Consider the following 21,551-nt stretch of genomic DNA (forward strand, 5'->3'; position numbering starts at 1 on the left):
GGGCACGCGACACGGCGCCAGCGAAACCCGACAGGGAGTTAGATAAAACTTGCGTGACATCCATGAATTTGACGTAAGCGGGGCATTGCTCGATTGGTATGATCGCCACGCCCGCGAAATGCCCTGGCGCGTCAGCCCTGCAGATCGCTCGGCTCGTGTACGGCCCGATCCCTACCGTGTCTGGCTGTCCGAAGTGATGTTGCAGCAGACCACCGTCGCTGCAGTGCGCCCCTACTTTATCAGTTTCACAACCCGTTGGCCGGATGTCGTCGCTTTGGCAGCAGCGCCGGATGACGAGGTCATGGGGGAATGGGCCGGCTTGGGGTATTACGCCAGGGCCCGAAACCTGTTGAAATGCGCCCGGGTCGTGGCACATGAGTTCGATGGGAGGTTTCCCGACACATATGATCAGCTGATGCAGCTGCCTGGCATCGGGCCATACACTGCCGCTGCAATTTCCGCGATTGCGTTCGACCGCGCCGAGACCGTTCTGGACGGCAATGTCGAACGTGTGATGGCACGCCTCCATGACATTCACGCGCCTCTGCCCGGATCAAAACCCGTACTGAAGGATCTGGCGGGCGCTGTGACGCCCGCCGTTCGACCCGGCGATTACGCGCAGGCTGTGATGGATCTGGGGGCCACAATCTGCACACCCAAGTCCCCCGCCTGTGGCATCTGCCCTCTGTGCGAGCCTTGCCGTGCACGCGCAAATGGAACGCAGACTGACTTGCCCAAAAAGACACCCAAGAAGCCTAAACCGATCCGGTTCGGCCACGTCTACATCGCGCAACATCAAAACGGAGCGATGCTGCTGGAGCGTCGGCCTGACACGGGTTTGCTGGGTGGCATGCTGGGATGGCCCGGGTCGGAATGGTCCGATAACCCGCCTGAGGCGCCGCCTTTTTTTGCGGACTGGCGTTTGGTACCGGGCGAAGTGCGGCATACGTTCACCCATTTTCATCTTGTTCTGCGCCTTTGGGCGGCCGAGTTGCCAGACGGATCGCTTCCGGACGGGTTTGTCGTTCTGGAGAAACACGCCTTCCGGCCCGGTGACTTGCCAACGGTGATGCGCAAGGCGCATGATCTGTGGCGCGGCCATCAGACCACTGGGCAAGCCTAGCCTATGAAGCTAGGCTAACCGTGTCTGTTCGGAGCCCTGACATGATCGCACCAGATATGCTGTCCCGCTGGCAATCGGCCCTACCTTTCTGGATATCGTTCCTGCTGATTCCACTGATCTGGGCAACCGCCATTGCCGGGGGATGGTGGGTTCTGCTGGTCCCTCTGTCGACGTGGTGGGCCTTTGCCGTCCTCGATCGCCTCACCGGGCTCAACCTGCAAAATGCAGACCCAGGCACCCCCGATGACGGGTTGCGATGGTACATCCTGCTGACAAAACTGTGGACCCCGATCCAGTTTGTCACGCTTTATGGCCTGATCTGGTATGCGACACGGGCCGATCATCTGTCAGTGATGGAAAAGATCGGTCTGTTTTTTGGAATGGGTGTCATCTCTGGCACCATCGGTATCAACTACAGTCACGAACTGATGCATCAAAAAGGGCGGTTTGAGCGCTGGTTGGGTGACATCCTGCTCGCGATGGTCCTGTATTCTCATTTCCGGTCCGAGCACTTGCTGGTGCATCACCGGTATGTCGGCACGCCGCGCGATCCAGTCACCGCCCGCTACAATGAAGGATTTCATCGGTTTTATCCGCGGGTGCTGCGGCAATGCCTAGTCTCCGCCTTTGGCGCCGAGCGGGACAAGCTGGCGCGCAAGGGTCGCCGGTGGACCGATACCGCGAACCCTTTCTGGCGCTATTGGGCGTTACAGGGCGCGATGCTGATACTCGCCTTTGCACTCGGCGGCTGGGCGGGGCTGGGTCTGTTTCTGCTACAGGCCGGCGTTGCGATCTGGCAGCTGGAACTGGTCAACTATGTCGAGCATTACGGTCTCACCAGAAAGCACATCGGCGACGGGAAATATGAGCACGTATTGCCGCGCCATTCCTGGAATGCAGCGCAAAAGGCGTCCAACTGGTTGCTGATCAACTTGCAGCGCCATTCCGATCATCACTACAAACCCAACCGGCGCTTTCCATTGCTGCAACACCACGATCAGGCCACCGCGCCCCAACTGCCTTATGGCTACCCGGTCATGACCGTGGCCGCGATGATCCCGCCCCTGTGGCGACGGGTAATGAACCCGCGCGTGCGGGCCTGGCGGCAGCAGTACTACCCCGAGATCACGGACTGGCACCCGTACAACAAGGCCCTGAATCCTTCGCCTAACGCGTGACCGCAGCGCGCACCAGCGCGCTGCCCGGCCCAACGCCGAACACGGCATCTAAAGATGCGGTGATGGGCGGCGGGAACCTTCGTCAGATCATCCAAACATCCATATGGTTCTCCACCCCGCGCACAGCCTGATCAGGACGCAGGACAAACTCATCCATCAGGCTCTGACCCGGAGGGCCTTCGGCCACTACCTGCTTACGCAACGCATCGCTGATCACGACGCGCGCACCAATTTCACGCGTCATTGCTTCCAGCTTGGCCGCCACGTTCACCGCATCTCCGATGACTGCGAATTCGAGCCGGTTGGCGCCAATGTCGCCCAGAACGACCGATCCGTAGTGAACGCCAATTCCTACTTGGATCTCAGGTTCTCCGGTCCGGCGCCGTTCCAGGTTCCAACGCTCGACCACATCCACCATCGATCGCGCACAAGACAACGCATTGGTGGCATCCAACGGCGTCGGCACCGGTGTTCCAAACGTCGCCATCAGGCCATCCCCAAGATACTTGTCCAGCGTGCCGTGATGTCTGAACACCTCGGCTTCCATCCGTGCATGAAAGCCACGCAGAACCTCGATCACATCGTACGGATCTCGCCCCGCGGCAAACTTGGTGAATCCCACAATGTCGATGAACAGAACGGCGATGTTTTCCTTTCGCACCTGCTTCAGCGGTTCGTCATTCTGGCTGAGTTCGTCGACCACGTTGGGTGAGAAGTACCGGGACAGGTTTGCACGCTCCCGCTCCAACCCCGCATTGGTCATCAGCAGATGGTTCAGCCGTCGCATCGAAACACCCAAGGTCACGGCAACCATCACGAACACTATGACTTCCTGAATGCGCAGCGACACAAGAAAATTGTTAGGATCGAGCAAGCCCTGCAGGTCCGGATAGCCCTGCAACGCAACAAAAACCCTCTCGCCCAATTCAGGGAACGGCATCGCAACCCACCAGGCTATGATCCAACCAACGGTCCAAATCATCGCCGTCCACGTCCCGATGGCAACAACCGTGCGCCAGGAATAGGCCAGCGTCCCTGCTGCAAGAATAATGAAGAAATACTGGAAGTTATCGAACCGGAATTGCGTCGCCAGAGGCCGCACATCGTCGCTGAAGGGATTTGGAACGATCATCCCAAGCGTCATGATCAGCAGATCGGCAAAGATCAAAAGCAGTTCGATCCTGGATTGTCCAACCCGCCCGGCACGTTGGATCAACCAGCCGTTTGTACAGATCAGCAACAGGATGAAGTGGTAGTACAGGACCTCCCAATTCGGATTCAGATAGATCAGCAAAATCCCGGTCAAACCCATGGCTACCCAACGGGCCCTGACAGCCAGTTCAAGCCCTTCGCGCTTGTGCCGCTCCAGGGCTGCTTCGGCGTATTTATGGTCCAGATCAAAGTCATCTGGCTGGGTTATGAAAAAACGGCCAAAGCGGGACTGTGTGGGTGCGACGTCGGTCAAGAGTCAGCGCTCCTATACGTTCTGACGGGGTTGACGTATGCAATCATTCCTTGGCCAAAAACAAAAGACCCCGCCGTATCATCGGCGGGGCAAGGCTTAGTGCCATGTGTCAGGCCACAGGCACCGGCGGTATTTGATAATCAGCTGTGCATCTCGGCGCGGATCTGCTGACGCAGCACATCAATCGGCACCGTCTTTCCGTCGCGCTTGAAACACCAGTAGGTCCAGCCATTGCACGATGGCGCGTTTTCCAGATGCGCCCCGACCTGGTGGATCGAACCTTTAACGTTTTGCCCGATCAGGGTGCCGTCTGCGCGCACTTTTGCCTTGTGGCGTTGGTTCATCGAAAAGAGTTCTTCGCCCGGGCGCAGCAAGCCGCGTTCAACCAATTGGCCAAATGGAACACGTGGCTCGGCGCGCTTGCTGGCGCTGACTTCCAGCGCTTCCCGGTCAAACTTGCGCACCTTCGCAATCCGCTTTTCGGCCACCTTGCGATAGCTGTCCTCGCGCTCGATCCCAATGAACTCACGGCCCAGCATCTTGGCCACTGCACCGGTCGTGCCGGTACCAAAGAACGGGTCCAGCACCACATCACCAGGATTGGTCGACCCAATCAACACACGATGAAGCAGTGATTCCGGTTTTTGCGTCGGATGTGCCTTGTCGCCATTTTCATCCTTCAGACGCTCATGCCCGGTGCAGATCGGCAGCACCCAATCGCTGCGCATTTGCACGCCTTCGTTCAGGGCCTTCAGAGCTTCGTAATTGAAGGTATATTTGGCGCCTTCCTGCTTGGACGCCCAGATCATCGTTTCATGCGCGTTGGTGAACCGCTTGCCCCGGAAGTTCGGCATCGGGTTCGACTTGCGCCAGACAACGTCGTTCAGGATCCAATAGCCCGCATCCTGCAAGGCCGACCCAACGCGGAAGATGTTGTGATACGACCCGATCACCCAAATCGCGCCATTCGGCTTGAGCACACGATGCGCCGCCTTCAACCATTCTCGCGTAAACTGATCATAAGCCCCAAAACTGGAAAACTGATCCCAATGATCGTCAACCGCGTCCACCTGGCTGTTGTCGGGTCGGTGCAACTGACCTTTGAGCTGCAGGTTGTAGGGCGGGTCCGCAAAGATCAGATCAACCGACGCCTCGGGAAGACTGTTCATCACTTCGATGCAGTCTCCTGATAGAATCGTGTTTAAAGGGAGCGCGGTTGCGCCCTTTGTCTTGGTTGTGGTCATATCACTGCCTCGGTTCCACGGCGCTTTTGCGCTCATTTGGTTGAGACAAGGATGAGTCAAAGACGATTCGGCGTCAAATTCTTTTTTGAATCAGCAACTTACGATTTACTCTTGATACAAGATATTGTGGACCGGTTTGAACGAACGCCTATGATGTGGGGTCACGCCCAGATTTCGCAGCGCGTCTTTGTGTTGTTTTGACGGATAGCCCGCGTTTGTCTCCCACCCATAGCCCGGATGCTGTTGCGCCAAATCCACCATCAGTTGATCTCGCCAGTTTTTCGCGATGACCGAAGCCGCCGCGATTGAAACGGACCGCCCATCTCCCTTGACCACCGCTTCGGATGGGATCAGCACTCCGCCTGGGATCAGGTTCCCATCGATCAGCAGAAAATCCGGGGCGGGATCCAACGCCGCAACGGCACGTTCCATCGCCAGATGCGACGCCCGCAGAATGTTGATCCGGTCAATTTCGGCAACCGACGCCTCACCGATCGCGCAGGCCGCCCGCTCACGTATTGCAGCCTCTAGTCCTGCACGCCGCTTGGCTGTCAGTTTTTTTGAATCATTCAGGCCGTTGGGTATGTCACGCGCATTCAAGATGACAGCAGCGGCGACCACCGGTCCGGCCAAGGGTCCGCGCCCGACCTCGTCTACGCCGGCGATACGGACATAGCCCTGCTTTCGCAGTGACTGTTCAAGGTCATAATTCGGTGTTGTCATGACCACGAAAAACCGCGTTTGGCGCGGGTTCGCAAGAAAAAAGGAGGGGGCAGCGGTCGCCACCCCCTCCCGGCGCGGTGCTTCTGTGGCACCGCTCCTGCTCGAAAACGCTTACTGGTAAACCACGCGGTATCCTTTCTGACGAAGACAGGCGGGCTCATAGGCTTGCCTTACTTTGTTGCCGTCCCAGAAACCAACCTTGCATTGTTGCGGCAGGCTATTGGCGTGTTTGTAATGCTTGTTCAGGCATTTGGGCCTGAGCAAGGGGCGTTGCGCATAGCCATCATAGGTACGCAGGCAGCGTTGAGGCAGATCATAGCGCGCCACACGATTGGGCAAGGGCCGCACCTTGTGTTTTTTTACATGGCGATCAATTGGAACCGGATTGTACTGGCGCGCCACTTCGTCCCGTCGCTTTTCCTTGTTGTAATGATTGACGGCCGCACCAATGATCGCGATTGCGGCCAGACCGCCAAGAATGTCCTTGGCATCCGCTGCGCGCGCCTGAGACGCGGAGACCCCGGTAACAACGACTGCTGTCGCAACGATCAGAGCTATGAATTTCTTGTGCATGATGCGTGTCCTTTTGGATTCTTTTGCGACCCGCATTGGACCGCGTCCTTGATGCACCAACACTGAGTGCGGCACCGTCGGACAGGCAATAACGGCAAAGTGTTATCCGATATCAGGGCCCGCAAACCCCTTGAGTTATTGAATATCAGGCCAACCCATGCGCAGGATGCGGCCTATGAAACAGATCCTCTCTTCTCTGGCCTGCGCGGCCCTGATATCGCTTGGGTCTGCGGCGTCGGCGGCAGATTGTTACGCGGATTACAAGGCCAAGCAGGACAATCCCTTACGCCTGCACTACGGCGTGATGCAGGTCTCGGCCTGCGACAAAGGGCAGGCCCAGCAAGAGGTTGCCCAGCGCCTCAAGGCTTCGGGGTGGACCTTGCTGAACGTCCAGTCCCTGTTTGGACCGGAAGGGTTGGATCAAAGGAAGGCCAATGCCGGAAAATTCTATCTCCGTTTCTGAGGCGCGGCGGTCCGGTGTTCGGCTGGTCGGCCTGGGAATTGCAGCGATTGTCGCGGTCCTGGCAACCGCCGCCGTTTTCCTGTTCTGGTCGCTTCCGGACGCGAACGCGTTTAATGCACGCGTGGAGCGTCTGTTCGTCGAAAGTGATCTGACCTCTCAGGCCGAAATCCGTCTGCTGGAAATTCTGGCACAGTCCGGCACCGCTTTTGCGGACACGCTGGCCAGCTATCGGATGGTGATTTACGTCCTGCTCGTATTCGCCTGTGCGATGCTGATCTCAGCCCTGGTGTTCCTCGTCATGCTCGTATTGCTGAACCGTCGCATGGCGCAGATTGAGCGCACAGGCATTCAGGTCACATCCCTTTTGATCAGCCGCGAAGAAAACACTGTCTACCTCAACAACATGGACTTCAAACTAACGCCGGCGGCCATGGAAACCCTGTCGGTTTTGGCCGAATCCCGTTTGGATGACGAGGTCCTTTCGGGTGCCCAGATCGAAGGCATGATTTCAGGCCGCGACGCCGCGGATTGTGACGAAGCCGCCGGGGCCACACGAATCAAGCGACTGCGCGATGCACTGGGGAACCAGATGGTCAGTGAACTGCTGGTCAAGAACATCGCGAAAAAAGGCTACATGCTTTCCATCGAAAAAGACGTGATTCAAATGGTCTGATTTCGGCGTCTCTTATGGGTTAGCTTGGTTAAATCCCTTTTTACCTCTTGGAATAGCTCCCGCAAGCGCCCATTCTATTGAAGCCCCAGGCAAGGGAGGTCGATCATGAACGTCCACGCCGCACCGAAAATCAAAGGCTATGGAATCTCGATTGAACGGTTGAGAGGCAGAGTCGCCATCTACCGCAACGATGTTTTGTTGGCCGAAAGTCAGAACGCCAAGGTCATGTACGAAACGCGGCTGCCGCCAGCCATCTATTTTCCACGCGAAGATGTTTGCGTGGATCTTGGCGAAGAAACCGATTTGCAAACCTTTTGCCCTTTCAAGGGGACGGCCACCTATCACGACTTTGTGGTGTCCAGTGAACACCTGCCCAACTCCGTCTGGGCATATGAAGACGCCCTTCCGGAAAGCAGAGCGATCCAGGGTCACATCGCGTTCATGCCGGACGCCTACACCCGTGTCGATCTGGGAACCAATCGCCTGCGCGAGCCCGATGACGGAAACATCAGCGGTCCCTTGATCGACTGGCTCATGCGAGGCGCGTCGCAGGCCGACACGCCTGAAGCCTTTACCAGAGACCTTGCGGAAAAGATGCTGGAGCATGGCATTGCCATTCAACGTCTGAGTATCCTGGCATGGTCCCTGCATCCGTTGATCGCAGGCAAGCATTATATCTGGGAAAAGGGTCAGACCGAAATCCTGACCCACGCCCCCACATATGAAATCCACGATCACCCTTCTTTCATCAACAGCCCGTTGCGCCATGTGTCGAACGGGCTAGGCGGTATTCGCCAAAGACTGAATAGCAAGGATCCGCAGTACAATTTCCCGATCATCGAGGATCTGCGGGCCAAGGGCGCGACGGACTATGTCGCCATGCCGCTGCCGTTTTCGGACGGCCGGACCAATGTGCTGACCCTGACCTGCGATCATCCGGATGGGTTCACGACGGAAAACCTCGGCCTGGTTTTCGAATGCTCGACCGTGATCGCACGGTATTACGAGGTATTCATGCAGCGCGAAAACGCGCAGGTGTTGCTGGAAACATATGTTGGTAAACGCTCAGGCGCCCGCGTGCTGGGCGGTGAGATCAGACGCGGTGATGGCGACGAAATCGACGCGGCAATCATGTTCTGCGATCTGCGCAACTCAACAAGTCTGGAAGAGCAACTTGGTCGAGAAGCCTATATCAACCTTCTCAATGACTTCTTCGAAACGGTCTCCGGTATTGCACATAGCAACGGGGGCGAGGTTTTGAAGTTTATCGGCGACGCGGTCCTCGCGGTCTTTCCGGTGGTTGATGATGATGCCGCGTCCGCACGCAAAAACGCGCAGAATACAGCCATAGAGATCGTCGAAAAACTCGCCGACCTGCGCAAATCCGGGACCGATGTGCATTGCGACTGCTCCATCGGCGTGGCGTTCGGACGCGTGACCTACGGTAACGTTGGTTCGCGGGAGCGGCTGGATTTTACCGTGATCGGTCAGGCCGCAAATGTTGCCGCCCGGTTGGGTGAATATGGCAAAGCAGCAGGTCACCGCATCGTCGTGTCGGAAGACATAGAACCTGCCTGCGTCGATGCGCTGCCACTTGGCGCTGTAAACCTGCACAACGTTTCGCAACCTGTGACGTCATACGCATTGCGCACCTCGGCGGACGCCGTTCTAAACGGGTAACCTGATCTGGAATTTAGCTTCGACCAACTTTGAACGGGCCCGCCCCAGCGGCCTGACGGTGTCGAGCGTTTGAAGGTCCGCACATGTTTGTGCCCTGCCACCGACCTGGTGTTGCGGTGCGTGCCTGGCACAAAAGACTCTGAGTTTCGCGCTTCAGCTTGCAGCCCGCAACAAGATGAGGGCCGTCTGAGGCGGCGAAATCGTGTTTTGTAACTCTGCGATCCGACGTCGCGCCAGATAAGTATCTGTCAGTTTCTCAACAGCGTCCTGATCTGCGAACCGAGCCAGATCGTCTGATCCCGTCATCTGAAACAACCGGTCTTTGAACTCCCGTAACTGCGTATCAATGTCCAGTTACGCGAACGCTGCAGGCAGACCAGTCCGCGTGTGGGGATGACAGGCTGAAACGTCATTGCTGATAGGCCATCAACCGCTCTTCGCGCGGCAGCAGCGACCTCAGAGACTTCAGGCATTTGTAATACTGTTCCGCAACCAGCGCTTCGGTCGCCTCGGCCAGAACCCGGCGGCTGTCCGAATCGGTGAACACCTGACTCAACTCCTCCACCCGGCGCAACAGTTGCTGTCGTGCCTGATCTGGCTCCATGTCCCCGGACAAAACCAGTTGCGCGGCATAGCACACGCGTCGAACCGGTGTGTTTACTTCATCCGGGTGGATCGCATCCCTCAGGCGCAGCACGTTTGCCTGCGGTGTCATGATCGAGAACCGTCCACGGCGATCACCGTTTTCGATGACCACACCGTTAATCAGAACCCGTTCCTTCGGGGCAAGCTTTAAGACCAGCCCACTCATCATGCTGCTCCAATCTGACGAAGTCCGCGCAGAACAGCCATGTTGATCTCGAGCAAGGGTTCAACCGTTGCGTTGTTTCCCAGCACCTGGCTGCTGTGCTGTTCGGTGAACTCGGCCAGATAGAAAATCCGGGCGCGCAGGTCATTCGGCAACCCGTTATCGGAATCTGAAACCCCTGTCGCCAGAACCGTCCAAAGCCGCCTGTTTTCGTGCAGCGCATGAACGAATCCGCCAAAATCCGTTTTCCTGCGCGCCGCCGCCGCCTTCAGGCGATGCGTAATCTTCGAAATTGCCTCATACTCCGTATCCCGCGGTGTGCGTGTCGGAGCGGCAGTCTGCGCGTAGGCGCGGTGAGCAAGCGTTTGAGGTGTCACTTGTAGTCCTTCCAATGAGCCATCTTCAGGCGGTCAAGAGGACCGGGGCGCCATTCTTGCGCCCCGGCCAGGTTCCTGAATTAGCGGAACAGAGACAGGATCGACTGCGGTGCCTGGTTTGCAATCGAGAGAGACTGCGTCGCCAGCTGCTGCTGCACCTGCAGCGCCTGCAACCGGGCCGACGTCTCTTCCATATCCGCATCGACAAGCGATCCGATACCGGATTTGAACGAGTCAGACAGGTTCGAGATGAACTCTTTCTGCGTCTCGATCCGTCCTTGTGCCGAACCAAAGGCCGCCGATGCGTCAATCGTCGTGTCGATCAGCGTTTCAATGGTCCCCAGAGCGGCAACCGCACCTGCATCCGTGCTCACATCAATGGATGCCAATGCTCCAAGGCCACCGGAACCGGCGTTGGTGAACTGCGCCGAAACAGACACGTCCCGATCAGCGGCATCCGCACCCGTACCGGTCACAAAAGACAACGTGCCTTCTGCGGTGGGGTCATAGTCGATCGACAAACCCTGAACCCCCAGAGCATCGATCTGGTTCTTCAGCCCAACTGCGACAACCGCATCGGTATAGGCGGCGTCATAGGTTCCGGACGGATCAAGGTCGGAGTCTTGCACCGTATAGGACACGGTCTGATCACCAACAGTGATCGACACGCTGTCACCAACCGCGAAGTTGTCGGTTGAACTGTCAATGACAATTGTCCCGGTGCCCGTGTCCTTATCCATTGTGAAGCCTGCGGCATCGTTATCAGTGGCCGTGTTGTCAGACCCGGCCAGAACAGCCTTACTGACATATCCGCCGGTAGACAGGTCTTGGCTGGCAACCGAAATCGAAGACGCCGTGACGGCGCCCGAGGCCCCCCGATCCAGCGAGGCAAGAATTGACGCCGTGCCGGCAGATCCGTCTACAAGGTTGAGGCCGTTGAACTGGGCGGCGCCAACGACCGAAGCAATCTGATCGCGCAGAGCAGAAACGTCATCATTGATCTTATCACGGTCAACGTTATCCTCCTGTGCAGCAACGATTTTTTCCTTCATCTGCGTCAGCAGGTCAGTTACGGTTTCCGAGGCATTACGAGCCACCGCAACGGTGGATTCACCCAAGGCGAGACTGTCCTTGATGGCGTTGAATCCTTTGACGTCCGATTCCATCACTTTGGAAATCGCCCAGACGGCCGAGTTGTCTTTGGCGGTTGCGATGTCCTTACCGGTCGAGATCGCATTCTGCGTCTGTGCCAGGTTCTTGTTGACCGATTTGAGGGTTTGCAGCGCGACCATCGCGCCATTGTTCGTCAGAATACTGGACATAGTTGTCATCCTTTTCCGTTCGGGCATTTTGCGCCCATGATCGCCCCGCCTGAAACGCGGGCATTGATGTCTTTCTGACCTGTGCGACGAACCGTGCGGTTGTTCGCGCCACCTGCTGTTTCAAGTGCAGCACCACTTTTGATGCTGATCCCCTAACGGAATGCTAAGACGCGAGAACCGGAAATATCGGATTTGAATCAAACCCCGGCTCAAGCCCGTTTTTCCAGCTTTGCGTTGCTGCGCACCGCAAAGCCGTTACGCTGCCCGTCTGCGCCATAGGTAGTGAATTCCTGCCGGACCTTTCGTAGTTCTGCCATCCGACTGACTACGGCGCGAATTCCATCTGCGGCACTGTTCAGCAAGGCCTGATTGCGTTCGACCTTTTTTTGGACACGGATAAGATCATCGCTGTACAAGACCCCAAGGTCGTTGATTGCACCAATCAGTTTTTCTTTCTCGGGCGCCATCGTGTTCAAGCGGTCCAGATCACCCTCAACAAGCGCTGTACGCTCAAGGTCCAGAACCTCTTCAAGTGTTTTGATAAGGGTTGCATCGGATTCAGCCGTCATTGGGTTTCTCCATCATTGACTTGAGCAGAATTTCGGACAGACCGACGCCGCCGGACTGTGCCAGTTGCCGGGCCTGATTCTGAACCAGAAATGAGGCGAACTGATCTTCCCCGGCACCTCCTCCAAAGGACTGGCGGCTTTTGCCTAGCCCTGCGGATTTCAGCATCTCGGTCAAAAACGCTGCTTCCAGTTCGACCGCCGCAGCCTGCAGTCGAACCGAAGGGGATTGAACCTGCGGTATGGTGGCAGATGCCGGAATCTTCATAGCTTTCTCCGAAATTTGCTTCGAACTGTCCCAATCAAAAATGATTGCGGTTAAAAAAAACGTAACTTCCTGAGGGCAGGTTTCGGGTCGAACATGACGGAGCCGGAGCAAATGCCCAACCCGCTAATGCTGGCGACATCAACGCCGAATGGGACTGCCAAACCCGATGCACGCCAGCGGGATCAGCAGGAGTCCAAAGGATCGACGAGTTTTCAGGATGTCCTGTCTCAGGACCCTGAAAAGGGTGAGTCGGATCCCGAAATTGGTAAAACGCAGTCGGTAGACCCTGAACACGCAACGGAGTCACCCACCGTCGAGACCGAGACAGCGTTGCCGCAAGACACAATGACGGAGGCGCGCACGTCTGATCCGATACGGTCGGGTGAGGACGAACCACTGCCATCCGATGTGGGCGACAAGGGATTGCCCCAAAGCACGCGGGCGGATCAGGTATCACCCGTTTCGAACGCTGACACGCTCGGTGGCGCACAAAGTCCCGACCGCCCTAACGCCGCACCTATTGAGGGCAAGACGAGCCGTGCAAATGCGCCGCAAACAGGGCCGGCCTATTCGAGCGAAGGTGATACGAATCGGCCGTCACCCGAAACTGCACCGCCAATTGCCAATCTGTCCGACAGCAGCGCATCCGAGCGGCGGAAGCGTTTAGGTGAGCTCGAAGAAAGGCCATCTTCTGCCGGACGTGCGGAAGACAAAGCAAAACCGGACAGACAGACAGCGCAGCCAACCGAGCCCGCGCAACAGACAAAAGCAACGACCGCTAACAGCAGCCCGACATTGGTGCAAATGCAACTCATGGCATCGGCCAGGGTCGCAGACACCGACCAGACCACTGCCGGTCGCGAGGTGGACAGTCTTCTCGCAGTACCCGACGAAGCCTCCTTCCAGGCCAATCGGGACACGCTCCAGCAATTGAGTTCGGTTCCGGCGGCAGTACGCGCCGAAGTGGCGCGGGCCATTGCCGGGCAGATGGCCGCGATGATCCAGTCTCGGCCCGGTGCCGGAACGGTGGAAATCGCCCTCAACCCAGAAGAGCTTGGACGCGTCTCCATTGTGCTCAACGGTCGGGAAGACGGATTGCACATGACAATCGCCGTTGACCGGCCTGAAACTCTGGATCTGATGCGCCGTCACATCTCGGTCCTGACGGCGGAGTTCCAGAAACTGGGCTATAGCGGGCTTTCTCTGGATCTTGGGACGTCTGCGGACACCAAACAGCAGGATATGGGATCCGGTTCCGGCTCACATTTCGATTCGTCGTCTGACGAGGTGGCGGCACAGGACGTTCCCGTTGTTCCCGGCAAGAGCACGGGCCGTGGCATTGATATGAGGCTTTGACGCATGATCACTCCAACCCAATCCGCACAAGCCGCCGCGCAAACGCAATCCTCCGGGGCCTCGCAAACGTCGGTTGTGACATCGGATTTTGAGACATTTCTGCTTATGCTCACGGCGCAGGCCAGAAATCAGGATCCTCTTGAACCCATGGATTCATCGCAATACGCCTCGCAACTTGCACAGTTTTCGATGGTGGAGCAGCAGGTTCAGACCAACGATCTTTTGTCCGTTCTGGCTGCAACGATGGGCAGCGTCACTCTGGACGAACTGGCCGGCTGGGTCGGTATGGATGTGCGCACAGCGTCAGCCTTTCAATTCGAAGGTGCGCCCGTAAACTTGTATTCCGAACCCGACCCAACTGCGGATGAGGCCGTTTTGGTGCTGCGCAATGCCGATGATGAGGTCATCGATCGAATCACGATCCCTGAGGCTGAACCCGAGTTTGTCTGGGCCGGGACGGACAAGGCCGGAAATCCGCTGGACGCCGGTCGTTACTCGGCGACGCTGGAAAGCTACAAGGACGGAAAGTTACTCTCTGAGACACCGGTCTCAACGTTCAACCGTGTGGTTGAAGCCCAGTTGGGCAGCGATGCGATCCTTCTGACCCTGGAAAGCGGCGAGGTGGTTTCCGCCGGACAGGTCATGGCGATCCGAACAGGCGCTTGATCTGCAGGGCGAGACGGGCCAAAGCTTGGCAAATTCCGACTCGCCCAATGAACTGGTAAAGCACCTGCCCGACCGCCCTCTTCCGCCCTCAGATCTCGTTCACCAACTTTGCGCCCGGAGGTTGGTTGACCAAGGCGTGCAGTTTGAAACCCTGTATGGTGGTCGCACCAATCAGGTGTGGAAAGTGCTGGGCGATGGCGGCGACAAGGTGCTGAAGCTTTATCGCAAGTCCCTGCGCAACCCCTTGTTTCGGAACGATGCGGAACAGGAGGCCGGTTGCCTCCAAGCGCTTGAGGCCACAGGTTTTGCGCCGCGTCTGCGTGCCTTGGGCCAGCATGAAGACAATCATTGGGTTCTCTATGACCACGCGCCCGGCGCGCCCTGGAAGACGGACCCCGCACCCGTTGGCAGATTGCTGCGTAACCTGCATGCGTTGCCGGTTTCGGTCCCTGTCCCGAATGGCTGCAATGGCAGCGCAGATCTGGCGACCCATGGGCAAGAGATACTGGCCAAGTGTTCGCCTGACGCCCGCGAAGCTCTGGCCAAGCTGCGCCCTTCGGGAACGATCCGCCCGACGACCCGAAAGTGCCTGATACATGGCGATCCCGTGCCGGGAAACATTCTGGTGGCACACAGCGGCCTGACGCTCATTGATTGGCAATGTCCGGCAATGGGAGATCCTTGTGAGGATTTGGCCCTGTTCACCTCGCCAGCCATGCAGCGATTGTACCGGGGAGCGCCCCTGAGCCGGGCAGAGGAAGACCAGTTTCTGGAAGCCTATGGACACCGCGAGATCGTCACGCGCTTTTGTGCGCTGCGCCCGTGGTACTCTTGGCGCATGGCCGCATATTGCCTCTGGCGGGTCGAGAACGGGGCCCCCGATTATTCAGAAGGCTTGCGGCTGGAAATGGGCAGGCTCTAGGCCGACCGGTCACCAAAGATCGGCAAGCGCCATGGCCGCATAGGCGGGCGGCATAACAGCCCGGCGCCAGGGTCCGAACGGAAATCGGCGAGGTGTCTGCATCATCGGCTCCGGTAACTCGCTACCCTGCCCCAAAGCCATGCGCGCCAGTGCGCGACCGCAATAGGTTCCCATGGCCACCCCGTTTCCATGGTAGGCAAACCCCGCATACATACCGGTCTGCCCCGGCACAGGACCAGCAAAGGGCACCAAACCCCGCGATAGGCACACCATTCCCGACCAGATATGGGTCACCTCGACTTGGGACCACGCCGGGAACATGGCGTGAAAGTCGTGTTGCACCTTACGCCGGATGGCAGCCTCGGCGGCGGGCGATGACCGCAACCCACCCCGCATGCCGAACAGAAAGCGCCGGTCCGGCATCAGGCGAAAGTAATGCAAAAGGTGTCGTGTGTCGTGGCTCATCTGATCTGACGTCCAGCCCTGCGCATCCAGTTCAGATTGGGTCAGTGGACGCGTCACCAACACGGTGGATTGCGCCGGCATGTATCGACCGCCCAGCCAAGCTGGTACGTCTTCGCTGGAATAACCATTGGTGCAAATAAGAACTTTCGAGGCCGTGATCTGACCGGTCGGTGTTTGCAGTTGAAAACCTGACGAAGTCTTTTGGATGTTCAGAACAGGGCTCTTTTGGAAGAACTCTGCGCCCCGAGATCTTGCGACGTCGGCCAGACCAAACAGGTATTTTCTTGGGTTCAGGCCAAATCCAACCCGTGTGGAATACCCGCCGAAAAACGCGCCGCCCATGCCGAGCCCCGGCAAGTCTTTCATCTCATGCAACACACCGTTTTCATCGGCGGTCTTTCGCAAGTGCTCCATCGCGCGGCGGGAATGCGCCAGTTGCGTTTCCCCCCTTGAATGCGTGTCCGCATCAATGCCGTGTGTCCTTAACAGAGTGGAAACCAGCTGAACGGCATCTGCCTCAGCCCGGGCATAGGCCTGCGCTGCCTCACTCCCATGTCGGCGCACCAGCGAACCGTGGCCCAGCTTCGATCCGCCCAAGCAACAAAACCCGCCGTTTCGACCGGAAGCGCCCCAGCCCGGGGTTTCCGCTTCGACCACGGCGACGGACGTATTGCTCTCAGACAGATGCAATGCCGCAGCGACACCGGTGAAACCGCCGCCGATGATGGCAACGTCGACCGTTGCATTATCCTGAAGAACAGGCCAGTCCGGGGCGGCGATCGTTTCATCCCACCAACACCCCTCTCTTGGACCGGGCCCATAGGTGTAGTTCGGGAAAATTCGTTTCATTCGGCGCGCGCAGCGGCCATCTCATCCTGCCGCTGGCGCATCATCGCCCGCTTGGTTACCAGAGATGCGGTGATCACCCCCACTGTCACAACTGCGATCATTAACGTCGAAAGTGCGTTGATTTCAGGGCTGACTCCAAGCCGGACCGCTGAAAAGATCTTGATCGGCAAGGTCGTGGCGGAGGGGCCCGAGGTAAAGGAGGCGATCACCAGATCATCCAGAGACAGGGTAAAGGCCAGCAGCCAGCCCGATATCACCGCGGGCGCTATGATCGGCAGCGTCACGAGACGAAAAGCCTGCGCCGGCGAACACCCGAGATCCAGCGCCGCCTCTTCCAAAGACTGATCAAAGGTCACAAGGCGCGAGGACACAACGACCGAGACAAAGCACATCGAAAACGTCGTATGCGCCAGCACGATGGTCAGAATACCACGGTCCAGGCCAATGCCGATGAACAAGAGCAACAGTGACAGACCCGTTATCACCTCGGGCATCACCAGCGGAGCATAGATCATGCCGGAAAACAGCGTTCGGCCAAAGAACCGTCCACCGCGCACCAGAACATAGGCGGCTGCAGTGCCCAGAATGGTGGCCAAAGTTGATGAAAAGACCGCAACCCGCAAGGTGACCCAGGCGGCGTCGAGGAAAGCCTCATTCTGCAACAGCTCTCCGTACCACTTTGTCGAGAACCCCGCCCACACCGTGACCAGCTTGCTTTCATTGAAACTGAAGATGATCAGGATGATCATCGGGATATAGAGAAAGGCGAACCCCAGCGTCAGGGAAACCGCATTGAACCAGCTTAGCCTGTTCATTTCTCGGCCTCCGTCTGATTTTGCTGGTTACGCTGGAACAGCACAATCGGGATGATCAGGATCAGCAGCAGAACCACCGCCACAGCGCTGGCAACAGGCCAGTCTCGGTTCGAGAAGAACTCTTCCCACAGCACCTTGCCGATCATCAATGTGCCTGATCCGCCCAACAGCGACGGGATCACGAACTCACCGATCACCGGGATCATCACGAGGAAACACCCGGCGATGATACCGGGGCGAGACAGAGGAATGGTCACGAGCCAAAACGCCTGCAGACGGGAACAGCCCAGATCCTCCGCCGCTTCGATCAGGGATCCGTCCATACGCTCGAGCGCGGAATAGATGGGCAGGATCATAAAGGGCAGATAGGTGTAGACGATGCCGATATAGACCGCCGTGTTTGTGTTCAGAATGGTCAGCGGGGTCGAAATGATGCCCGTCCAGAGCAGCAGTTGGTTCAGATACCCTTCGTTGCTGAGAATGCCCATCCACGCGTAAACGCGGATCAGAAACGACGTCCAGAAGGGCAGAATCACAAGCATCATGAGCGTCGGGCGCCACTCGACCGGCGCGCGGGCCATCGCGTAGGCGATCGGGTATCCGACCAGTAAGGTCAGCACCGTTGAAATCAGTGCGATCCTAACGCTGGACAGATACGCTTTCCAATACAGATCATCCTCGGTCAGCCAGACAAAGTTTTCCAGGTCCAGTTGGCTGAAAAACTCCCGAATTCCTGCCCAGCCTTTCGAGACATCCAGCGTCGGCGTGTAGGGCGGAATGGCCAACGCGGTGTCCGACAACGAAATCTTCAGAACGATGAAAAAGGGCACCAAAAACAGGGCCAGTAGCCAGACATAGGGAATGGCGATCAGAACAGCGCGGCGCATCAGTCTGCCAGCAAAACCGCTGCCGTGGCGGTCCAGGACAGCCAGACCGGGTCTTCCCATGTGAAGGATCGGCGCGATATGCGCCTTGTGTTGGCCGTCTGCGCCTTGATGATCGTGCCGTTGGCCAGTTCGACGTGATAGGTGGACAGGTTCCCCAGATAGGCGATGTCGTGCACCTTGCCCTGGATGGCATTAATGGCCTCTGCTGGGCGCTCTGCCGATATCGTCACCTTTTCGGGTCGGATCGCCAGGTGACAGGATTGGCCGTTAGATAACCCGGCGGACGAGTTCGCCGTTAAAGGTGCCTGCCCTTCGGCCCATTCGATCTGGTAGGTCTCATCTCCTTTGGGCATTACACGCCCTTCGATGATATTCACATCACCGATAAAGTCAGCAACGTAGACCGAGTTGGGGGTTTCGTAGATGCGGTCAGGTGTGGCGACTTGCATCAGCTGGCCCTGATCCATCACCGCAACACGGCTGGCGACGGTCATCGCCTCTTCCTGATCATGGGTCACGATCACAAAGGTCGTACCGGTTTTTTCCTGAATATCCATCAACTCGAACTGGGTGTCCTGCCGCAACTTTTTGTCAAGCGCACCAAGCGGTTCGTCCAGCAACAGCAGTTTGGGCGCCTTTGCCAAAGACCGCGCCAGTGCCACCCGTTGGCGCTGGCCGCCTGAAATCTGGTGCGGTTTTCGCCGGGCGAACTGCTCCAGCCGGGTCAGGCGCAGCATTTCTTCGACCCGGTTTTCAAGATCTTGTTTGGGCATGTTGTCCCGGCGCAGACCAAAGGCGATATTTTCCCACACGCTCAGATGCGGGAACAAGGCGTAGGACTGGAACATCATGTTCACGGCCCGCTTATTAGGCGGGATCGGATCGATGTCCTGCCCGCTCAGCAGTATGTGCCCTTCGGTCGGGGTTTCGAACCCGGCCAGCATCCGCATCATCGTTGTCTTGCCACAGCCCGATGGTCCCAGCAGGGCAAAAAATTCTTTTTCGAAGATGTCCAGCGACAGGTTGTCGATAGCCGTGAATTCGCCGAAACGCTTGGTCACGTTCTGGAACTGGATCAAGGGTTTCGCCTGCGGGTCTTCCCACGGCGCAAAGACGGTAGAGTTCAAAGCGGCCCCCGTATGTCGGTCTGGACAGGAAAAGCGCATGGCGGCTTTGCAACCACCATGCGCAGGAAGATCAGGTCCCTGACTTGATCTTGGTCCAAAGACGGGTCACAACCCGCTGCGTTTTGGCCGGGTATGGCGTTGTGATGTAGAGATTCTGCATCGTGGCATCATCCGGATAGATCGCCGGATCGCCGATCACGTCTTCTTCCAGGAACTCCTTCGATGCCGCGTTGCCGTTGGCGTAGTACACATAGTTCGACGCTGCGGCCATGTTGTTGGCGTCCAGAATGAAGTTCAGAAACTGATGCGCACCTTCCGGGTTCGGAGCATCTGCCGGAATGGCCATCTGGTCGAACCACATCAGGGACCCTTCAGCAAAGGGATGGTATTCGATTTCCACGCCATTGTCGGCCTCGGCGGCACGATCCCGCGCCTGCAGGATATCCCCCGACCAACCAACGGCCACGCAGATATCGCCGTTCGCCAGTGCGTTGATGTATTCCGAGCTGTGGAACTTCTGGATATGCGGACGGACACCGGTCAGAACCTCTTCGGTCTTTGCGATGACGTCCGTGTCGTGGCTGTCCGGGTCTTCGCCGATGTACTGCAACACCATGGGAATGATCTCGGCCGGCGCATCCAGGAAATGCACACCGCATGAGGCAAGCTTTTCCATGTTTTCCGGTTTCAAAACCAGGTCCATGCTGTTCAGAGCGACATCGTCACCCAGCGCTTCCTTGACCTTTCCGACATTGACGCCAATGCCGGTTGTCCCCCACATGTAGTTGATCGAATAGGCATTGTTCGGGTCGTAGCCGGCCGTACGCTCCTGAATGACGTCCCAAAGGTTGCCTGAATTCGACAGTTTCGCCATGTCCAGTTCCTGAAACGCACCCGCCTGGATCTGGCGCTGCAGGAACGTGCCGGATGGCACCACCACGTCATAGCCCGACCCACCGGCCAGCATTTTTGTTTCCAGAACCTCGTTGCTGTCGAACACGTCGTAGATCAGGGTCAGACCCGTTTCTGATTCGAATTTGCTCAGCAGATCCTCATCGATGTAGTCGGACCAGTTATAAACTCGCACCTCTTCGGCAAATGCCACCGAAGTCCCCAATGCGATGACCGCTGTCATAGTCAGCGTTTTGATTGTCATATTCGTCTCCCTGCAAATGTACGGGTATCTTCCCGTTTTTTTGGATTTGATCAAGTTTTGCGTTTTCCCCCGAACCAGCTTATGGTTTCACGAGGCCTGACACCTGGCAAGTCATGAGATAGAAGATTGGGACGAACCACTTGGATTTGATCAAAAATAAGGCATCCGACCCGAGGATGGATAGTGAGAAACGCCCGGCGCATGAACAGGTCTACCAAACCCTCAGATTGCAGATTCTGTACGGAGATCTGGTCCCGGGACAGCCGGTTACAATCCAAGGATTGACCGATTCTCTGGGTGTTGGGATGACGCCGGTGCGCGAGGCGATTCGCCGGCTGATCTCGGACGGGGCGCTCACTTTTCAAGGCAACCGGCGGGTCAGCGTTCCGCTGCTGTCCAATGGTGATGTCAAGGAGATGATTTTTGCGAGAAAATCAATAGAATCAGAACTTTCAAGGCGCGCAGCCGCTAAGATGGCGCCGGCGGATATCGACCAGCTAGAGCGCCTTGACCAGAAACTTGATCGCACGATTTCCGACGGCGATGTCGGTGGGTACCTGCAATTGAACCACGCGTTTCACGAAATGCTGTATTCCCACGCTCAGGCACCAATACTCAGTGATCTCGCGGATCGCTTGTGGTTGAGATTTGGACCGTCGCTGCGGGTGGTCTGCGGCCGGTTCGGAACCCAAAGCCTGCCGGATCGTCACAAGGATATCATCACCGCCTTGCGACACCGGGACGCTGAAATGGCCGCCGTCGCAACCGCGCAGGACATCGAACAGGGTATGGAACTTATGGCTGATGCCCTAGCTCCCACCTGAATCGGTGCGATTCGATTGACA

Annotated in this window: 24 protein-coding genes; 9 read left to right on the forward strand and 15 right to left on the reverse strand. The window is 57.5% G+C overall.

Translation table 11 applies throughout. The annotated features are described in order from the left end of the window. Positions 1-49: 49 nt before the first annotated feature. Together mutY and ACR3E0_RS19290 are read left to right on the forward strand one after the other, a co-directional pair. A complete protein-coding gene (mutY, locus tag ACR3E0_RS19285; RefSeq protein WP_480480604.1) occupies positions 50-1,123 on the forward strand; it encodes an A/G-specific adenine glycosylase in 1,074 nt (357 codons plus the stop codon). Between the two features lie 41 nt (positions 1,124-1,164). Continuing rightward, positions 1,165-2,301, forward strand: coding sequence for an alkane 1-monooxygenase (locus ACR3E0_RS19290; RefSeq protein WP_480480606.1), 1,137 nt, complete (start codon positions 1,165-1,167; stop codon positions 2,299-2,301). A gap of 82 nt (positions 2,302-2,383) precedes the next feature. Here the strand turns inward: ACR3E0_RS19290 and ACR3E0_RS19295 are convergent, their stop codons facing one another. The 4 genes from ACR3E0_RS19295 to ACR3E0_RS19310 all read right to left on the reverse strand — a co-directional run bounded on the left by ACR3E0_RS19295 (position 2,384) and on the right by ACR3E0_RS19310 (position 6,306). Continuing rightward, positions 2,384-3,766 carry an adenylate/guanylate cyclase domain-containing protein gene (locus ACR3E0_RS19295; protein ID WP_480480608.1) on the reverse strand — a complete coding sequence of 461 codons (1,383 nt, stop codon included), beginning with the start codon at positions 3,764-3,766 and terminating at the stop codon, positions 2,384-2,386. 140 nt (positions 3,767-3,906) lie between these two features. Further along, complete coding sequence (locus ACR3E0_RS19300) at positions 3,907-5,010, reverse strand: DNA methyltransferase (RefSeq protein ID WP_480480610.1); 1,104 nt, start codon at positions 5,008-5,010, stop codon at positions 3,907-3,909. Positions 5,011-5,115: 105 nt separating this feature from the next. Then, positions 5,116-5,733 carry a ribonuclease HII gene (locus ACR3E0_RS19305; RefSeq protein WP_480480612.1) on the reverse strand — a complete coding sequence of 206 codons (618 nt, stop codon included), beginning with the start codon at positions 5,731-5,733 and terminating at the stop codon, positions 5,116-5,118. Between the two features lie 111 nt (positions 5,734-5,844). After that, complete coding sequence (locus tag ACR3E0_RS19310) at positions 5,845-6,306, reverse strand: hypothetical protein (protein ID WP_480480614.1); 462 nt, start codon at positions 6,304-6,306, stop codon at positions 5,845-5,847. A gap of 175 nt (positions 6,307-6,481) precedes the next feature. Between ACR3E0_RS19310 and ACR3E0_RS19315 the strand changes: the two genes are divergently transcribed. From ACR3E0_RS19315 to ACR3E0_RS19325, 3 genes are all read left to right on the forward strand, one after another. After that, positions 6,482-6,769 (forward strand): hypothetical protein, encoded by a 288-nt coding sequence (locus ACR3E0_RS19315; RefSeq protein ID WP_480480616.1) that lies wholly within the window; start codon positions 6,482-6,484, stop codon positions 6,767-6,769. After that, positions 6,741-7,442 (forward strand): winged helix-turn-helix domain-containing protein, encoded by a 702-nt coding sequence (locus tag ACR3E0_RS19320; RefSeq protein WP_480480618.1) that lies wholly within the window; start codon positions 6,741-6,743, stop codon positions 7,440-7,442. The genes ACR3E0_RS19315 and ACR3E0_RS19320 overlap by 29 nt, the downstream gene beginning before the upstream one ends. 105 nt (positions 7,443-7,547) lie before the next feature. Next, the gene (locus tag ACR3E0_RS19325) at positions 7,548-9,122 is read left to right on the forward strand and encodes a DUF427 domain-containing protein (RefSeq protein ID WP_480480619.1); all 1,575 of its coding nucleotides are present in this window, start codon (positions 7,548-7,550) and stop codon (positions 9,120-9,122) included. 153 nt (positions 9,123-9,275) lie between these two features. On the opposite strand, the gene ACR3E0_RS19330 is transcribed toward ACR3E0_RS19325, so the two are convergent. From ACR3E0_RS19330 to ACR3E0_RS19355, 6 genes are all read right to left on the reverse strand, one after another. Beyond that, positions 9,276-9,428 (reverse strand): hypothetical protein, encoded by a 153-nt coding sequence (locus tag ACR3E0_RS19330; RefSeq protein ID WP_480480621.1) that lies wholly within the window; start codon positions 9,426-9,428, stop codon positions 9,276-9,278. Between the two features lie 103 nt (positions 9,429-9,531). Beyond that, on the reverse strand, positions 9,532-9,933 hold the full coding sequence (flbT, locus tag ACR3E0_RS19335; RefSeq protein ID WP_480480623.1) for a flagellar biosynthesis repressor FlbT: 402 nt from the start codon (positions 9,931-9,933) through the stop codon (positions 9,532-9,534). Then, positions 9,933-10,307 (reverse strand): flagellar biosynthesis regulator FlaF, encoded by a 375-nt coding sequence (gene flaF / locus ACR3E0_RS19340; protein WP_480480625.1) that lies wholly within the window; start codon positions 10,305-10,307, stop codon positions 9,933-9,935. Before flaF ends, flbT begins: the two co-directional genes overlap by 1 nt. Before the next feature lie 80 nt (positions 10,308-10,387). After that, positions 10,388-11,629 (reverse strand): flagellin N-terminal helical domain-containing protein, encoded by a 1,242-nt coding sequence (locus tag ACR3E0_RS19345; protein WP_480480627.1) that lies wholly within the window; start codon positions 11,627-11,629, stop codon positions 10,388-10,390. Positions 11,630-11,838: 209 nt separating this feature from the next. Beyond that, positions 11,839-12,198 (reverse strand): flagellar biosynthesis protein FlgN, encoded by a 360-nt coding sequence (locus tag ACR3E0_RS19350; protein ID WP_480480628.1) that lies wholly within the window; start codon positions 12,196-12,198, stop codon positions 11,839-11,841. Continuing rightward, positions 12,188-12,463: a rod-binding protein gene (locus tag ACR3E0_RS19355; protein ID WP_480480630.1), complete on the reverse strand. Its 276-nt coding sequence runs from the start codon at positions 12,461-12,463 to the stop codon at positions 12,188-12,190. The genes ACR3E0_RS19350 and ACR3E0_RS19355 overlap by 11 nt, the downstream gene beginning before the upstream one ends. 111 nt (positions 12,464-12,574) lie before the next feature. On the opposite strand from ACR3E0_RS19355, the gene ACR3E0_RS19360 reads away from it, so the two are divergent. The 3 genes from ACR3E0_RS19360 (at position 12,575) to ACR3E0_RS19370 (ending at position 15,407) form a co-directional block, all read left to right on the forward strand. Continuing rightward, complete coding sequence (locus tag ACR3E0_RS19360; RefSeq protein WP_480480632.1) at positions 12,575-13,819, forward strand: flagellar hook-length control protein FliK; 1,245 nt, start codon at positions 12,575-12,577, stop codon at positions 13,817-13,819. Between the two features lie 3 nt (positions 13,820-13,822). Further along, positions 13,823-14,485, forward strand: coding sequence for a flagellar hook capping FlgD N-terminal domain-containing protein (locus ACR3E0_RS19365; RefSeq protein WP_480480634.1), 663 nt, complete (start codon positions 13,823-13,825; stop codon positions 14,483-14,485). Positions 14,486-14,621: 136 nt separating this feature from the next. Continuing rightward, positions 14,622-15,407 carry a phosphotransferase gene (locus tag ACR3E0_RS19370; protein ID WP_480480636.1) on the forward strand — a complete coding sequence of 262 codons (786 nt, stop codon included), beginning with the start codon at positions 14,622-14,624 and terminating at the stop codon, positions 15,405-15,407. Between the two features lie 9 nt (positions 15,408-15,416). Here the strand turns inward: ACR3E0_RS19370 and ACR3E0_RS19375 are convergent, their stop codons facing one another. From ACR3E0_RS19375 to ACR3E0_RS19395, 5 genes are read right to left on the reverse strand one after another with little or no spacing between them, the layout of a single operon-like run. Beyond that, on the reverse strand, positions 15,417-16,721 hold the full coding sequence (locus ACR3E0_RS19375) for an NAD(P)/FAD-dependent oxidoreductase (protein WP_480480638.1): 1,305 nt from the start codon (positions 16,719-16,721) through the stop codon (positions 15,417-15,419). Then, positions 16,718-17,536 (reverse strand): ABC transporter permease, encoded by an 819-nt coding sequence (locus tag ACR3E0_RS19380; RefSeq protein ID WP_480480640.1) that lies wholly within the window; start codon positions 17,534-17,536, stop codon positions 16,718-16,720. The genes ACR3E0_RS19375 and ACR3E0_RS19380 overlap by 4 nt, the downstream gene beginning before the upstream one ends. After that, on the reverse strand, positions 17,533-18,423 hold the full coding sequence (locus tag ACR3E0_RS19385) for an ABC transporter permease subunit (protein WP_480480642.1): 891 nt from the start codon (positions 18,421-18,423) through the stop codon (positions 17,533-17,535). The genes ACR3E0_RS19380 and ACR3E0_RS19385 overlap by 4 nt, the downstream gene beginning before the upstream one ends. Further along, positions 18,423-19,589: an ABC transporter ATP-binding protein gene (locus ACR3E0_RS19390; RefSeq protein WP_480480644.1), complete on the reverse strand. Its 1,167-nt coding sequence runs from the start codon at positions 19,587-19,589 to the stop codon at positions 18,423-18,425. Before ACR3E0_RS19390 ends, ACR3E0_RS19385 begins: the two co-directional genes overlap by 1 nt. Positions 19,590-19,620: 31 nt before the next feature. Next, positions 19,621-20,706 carry a polyamine ABC transporter substrate-binding protein gene (locus ACR3E0_RS19395; RefSeq protein ID WP_480480646.1) on the reverse strand — a complete coding sequence of 362 codons (1,086 nt, stop codon included), beginning with the start codon at positions 20,704-20,706 and terminating at the stop codon, positions 19,621-19,623. A 176-nt stretch (positions 20,707-20,882) separates the two neighbouring features. On the opposite strand from ACR3E0_RS19395, the gene ACR3E0_RS19400 reads away from it, so the two are divergent. After that, entirely contained in the window at positions 20,883-21,530 is a 648-nt protein-coding gene (locus tag ACR3E0_RS19400) for a GntR family transcriptional regulator (RefSeq protein WP_480480648.1), read from the forward strand. Positions 21,531-21,551 lie beyond the last annotated feature (21 nt).

Source organism: Ruegeria sp. AJ12 (assembly GCF_056536245.1).

What these genes read in the sequence shown, in the direction of transcription:
- ACR3E0_RS19365 (WP_480480634.1), top strand. Translation starts at nt 13,823, where the DNA reads ATGATCACTCCAACCCAATCCGCACAAGCCGCCGCGCAAACGCAATCC.
- ACR3E0_RS19355 (WP_480480630.1), bottom strand. Translation starts at nt 12,463, where the DNA reads ATGAAGATTCCGGCATCTGCCACCATACCGCAGGTTCAATCCCCTTCG.
- ACR3E0_RS19325 (WP_480480619.1), top strand. Translation starts at nt 7,548, where the DNA reads ATGAACGTCCACGCCGCACCGAAAATCAAAGGCTATGGAATCTCGATT.
- flbT (WP_480480623.1), bottom strand. Translation starts at nt 9,933, where the DNA reads ATGAGTGGGCTGGTCTTAAAGCTTGCCCCGAAGGAACGGGTTCTGATT.
- ACR3E0_RS19345 (WP_480480627.1), bottom strand. Translation starts at nt 11,629, where the DNA reads ATGTCCAGTATTCTGACGAACAATGGCGCGATGGTCGCGCTGCAAACC.
- ACR3E0_RS19320 (WP_480480618.1), top strand. Translation starts at nt 6,741, where the DNA reads ATGCCGGAAAATTCTATCTCCGTTTCTGAGGCGCGGCGGTCCGGTGTT.
- ACR3E0_RS19315 (WP_480480616.1), top strand. Translation starts at nt 6,482, where the DNA reads ATGAAACAGATCCTCTCTTCTCTGGCCTGCGCGGCCCTGATATCGCTT.
- ACR3E0_RS19360 (WP_480480632.1), top strand. Translation starts at nt 12,575, where the DNA reads ATGCCCAACCCGCTAATGCTGGCGACATCAACGCCGAATGGGACTGCC.
- ACR3E0_RS19385 (WP_480480642.1), bottom strand. Translation starts at nt 18,423, where the DNA reads ATGCGCCGCGCTGTTCTGATCGCCATTCCCTATGTCTGGCTACTGGCC.
- ACR3E0_RS19390 (WP_480480644.1), bottom strand. Translation starts at nt 19,589, where the DNA reads ATGCGCTTTTCCTGTCCAGACCGACATACGGGGGCCGCTTTGAACTCT.
- ACR3E0_RS19305 (WP_480480612.1), bottom strand. Translation starts at nt 5,733, where the DNA reads ATGACAACACCGAATTATGACCTTGAACAGTCACTGCGAAAGCAGGGC.
- ACR3E0_RS19395 (WP_480480646.1), bottom strand. Translation starts at nt 20,706, where the DNA reads ATGACAATCAAAACGCTGACTATGACAGCGGTCATCGCATTGGGGACT.
- ACR3E0_RS19330 (WP_480480621.1), bottom strand. Translation starts at nt 9,428, where the DNA reads ATGACGGGATCAGACGATCTGGCTCGGTTCGCAGATCAGGACGCTGTT.
- ACR3E0_RS19400 (WP_480480648.1), top strand. Translation starts at nt 20,883, where the DNA reads ATGGATAGTGAGAAACGCCCGGCGCATGAACAGGTCTACCAAACCCTC.
- ACR3E0_RS19300 (WP_480480610.1), bottom strand. Translation starts at nt 5,010, where the DNA reads ATGACCACAACCAAGACAAAGGGCGCAACCGCGCTCCCTTTAAACACG.
- ACR3E0_RS19375 (WP_480480638.1), bottom strand. Translation starts at nt 16,721, where the DNA reads ATGAAACGAATTTTCCCGAACTACACCTATGGGCCCGGTCCAAGAGAG.
- ACR3E0_RS19380 (WP_480480640.1), bottom strand. Translation starts at nt 17,536, where the DNA reads ATGAACAGGCTAAGCTGGTTCAATGCGGTTTCCCTGACGCTGGGGTTC.
- ACR3E0_RS19290 (WP_480480606.1), top strand. Translation starts at nt 1,165, where the DNA reads ATGATCGCACCAGATATGCTGTCCCGCTGGCAATCGGCCCTACCTTTC.
- ACR3E0_RS19310 (WP_480480614.1), bottom strand. Translation starts at nt 6,306, where the DNA reads ATGCACAAGAAATTCATAGCTCTGATCGTTGCGACAGCAGTCGTTGTT.
- ACR3E0_RS19350 (WP_480480628.1), bottom strand. Translation starts at nt 12,198, where the DNA reads ATGACGGCTGAATCCGATGCAACCCTTATCAAAACACTTGAAGAGGTT.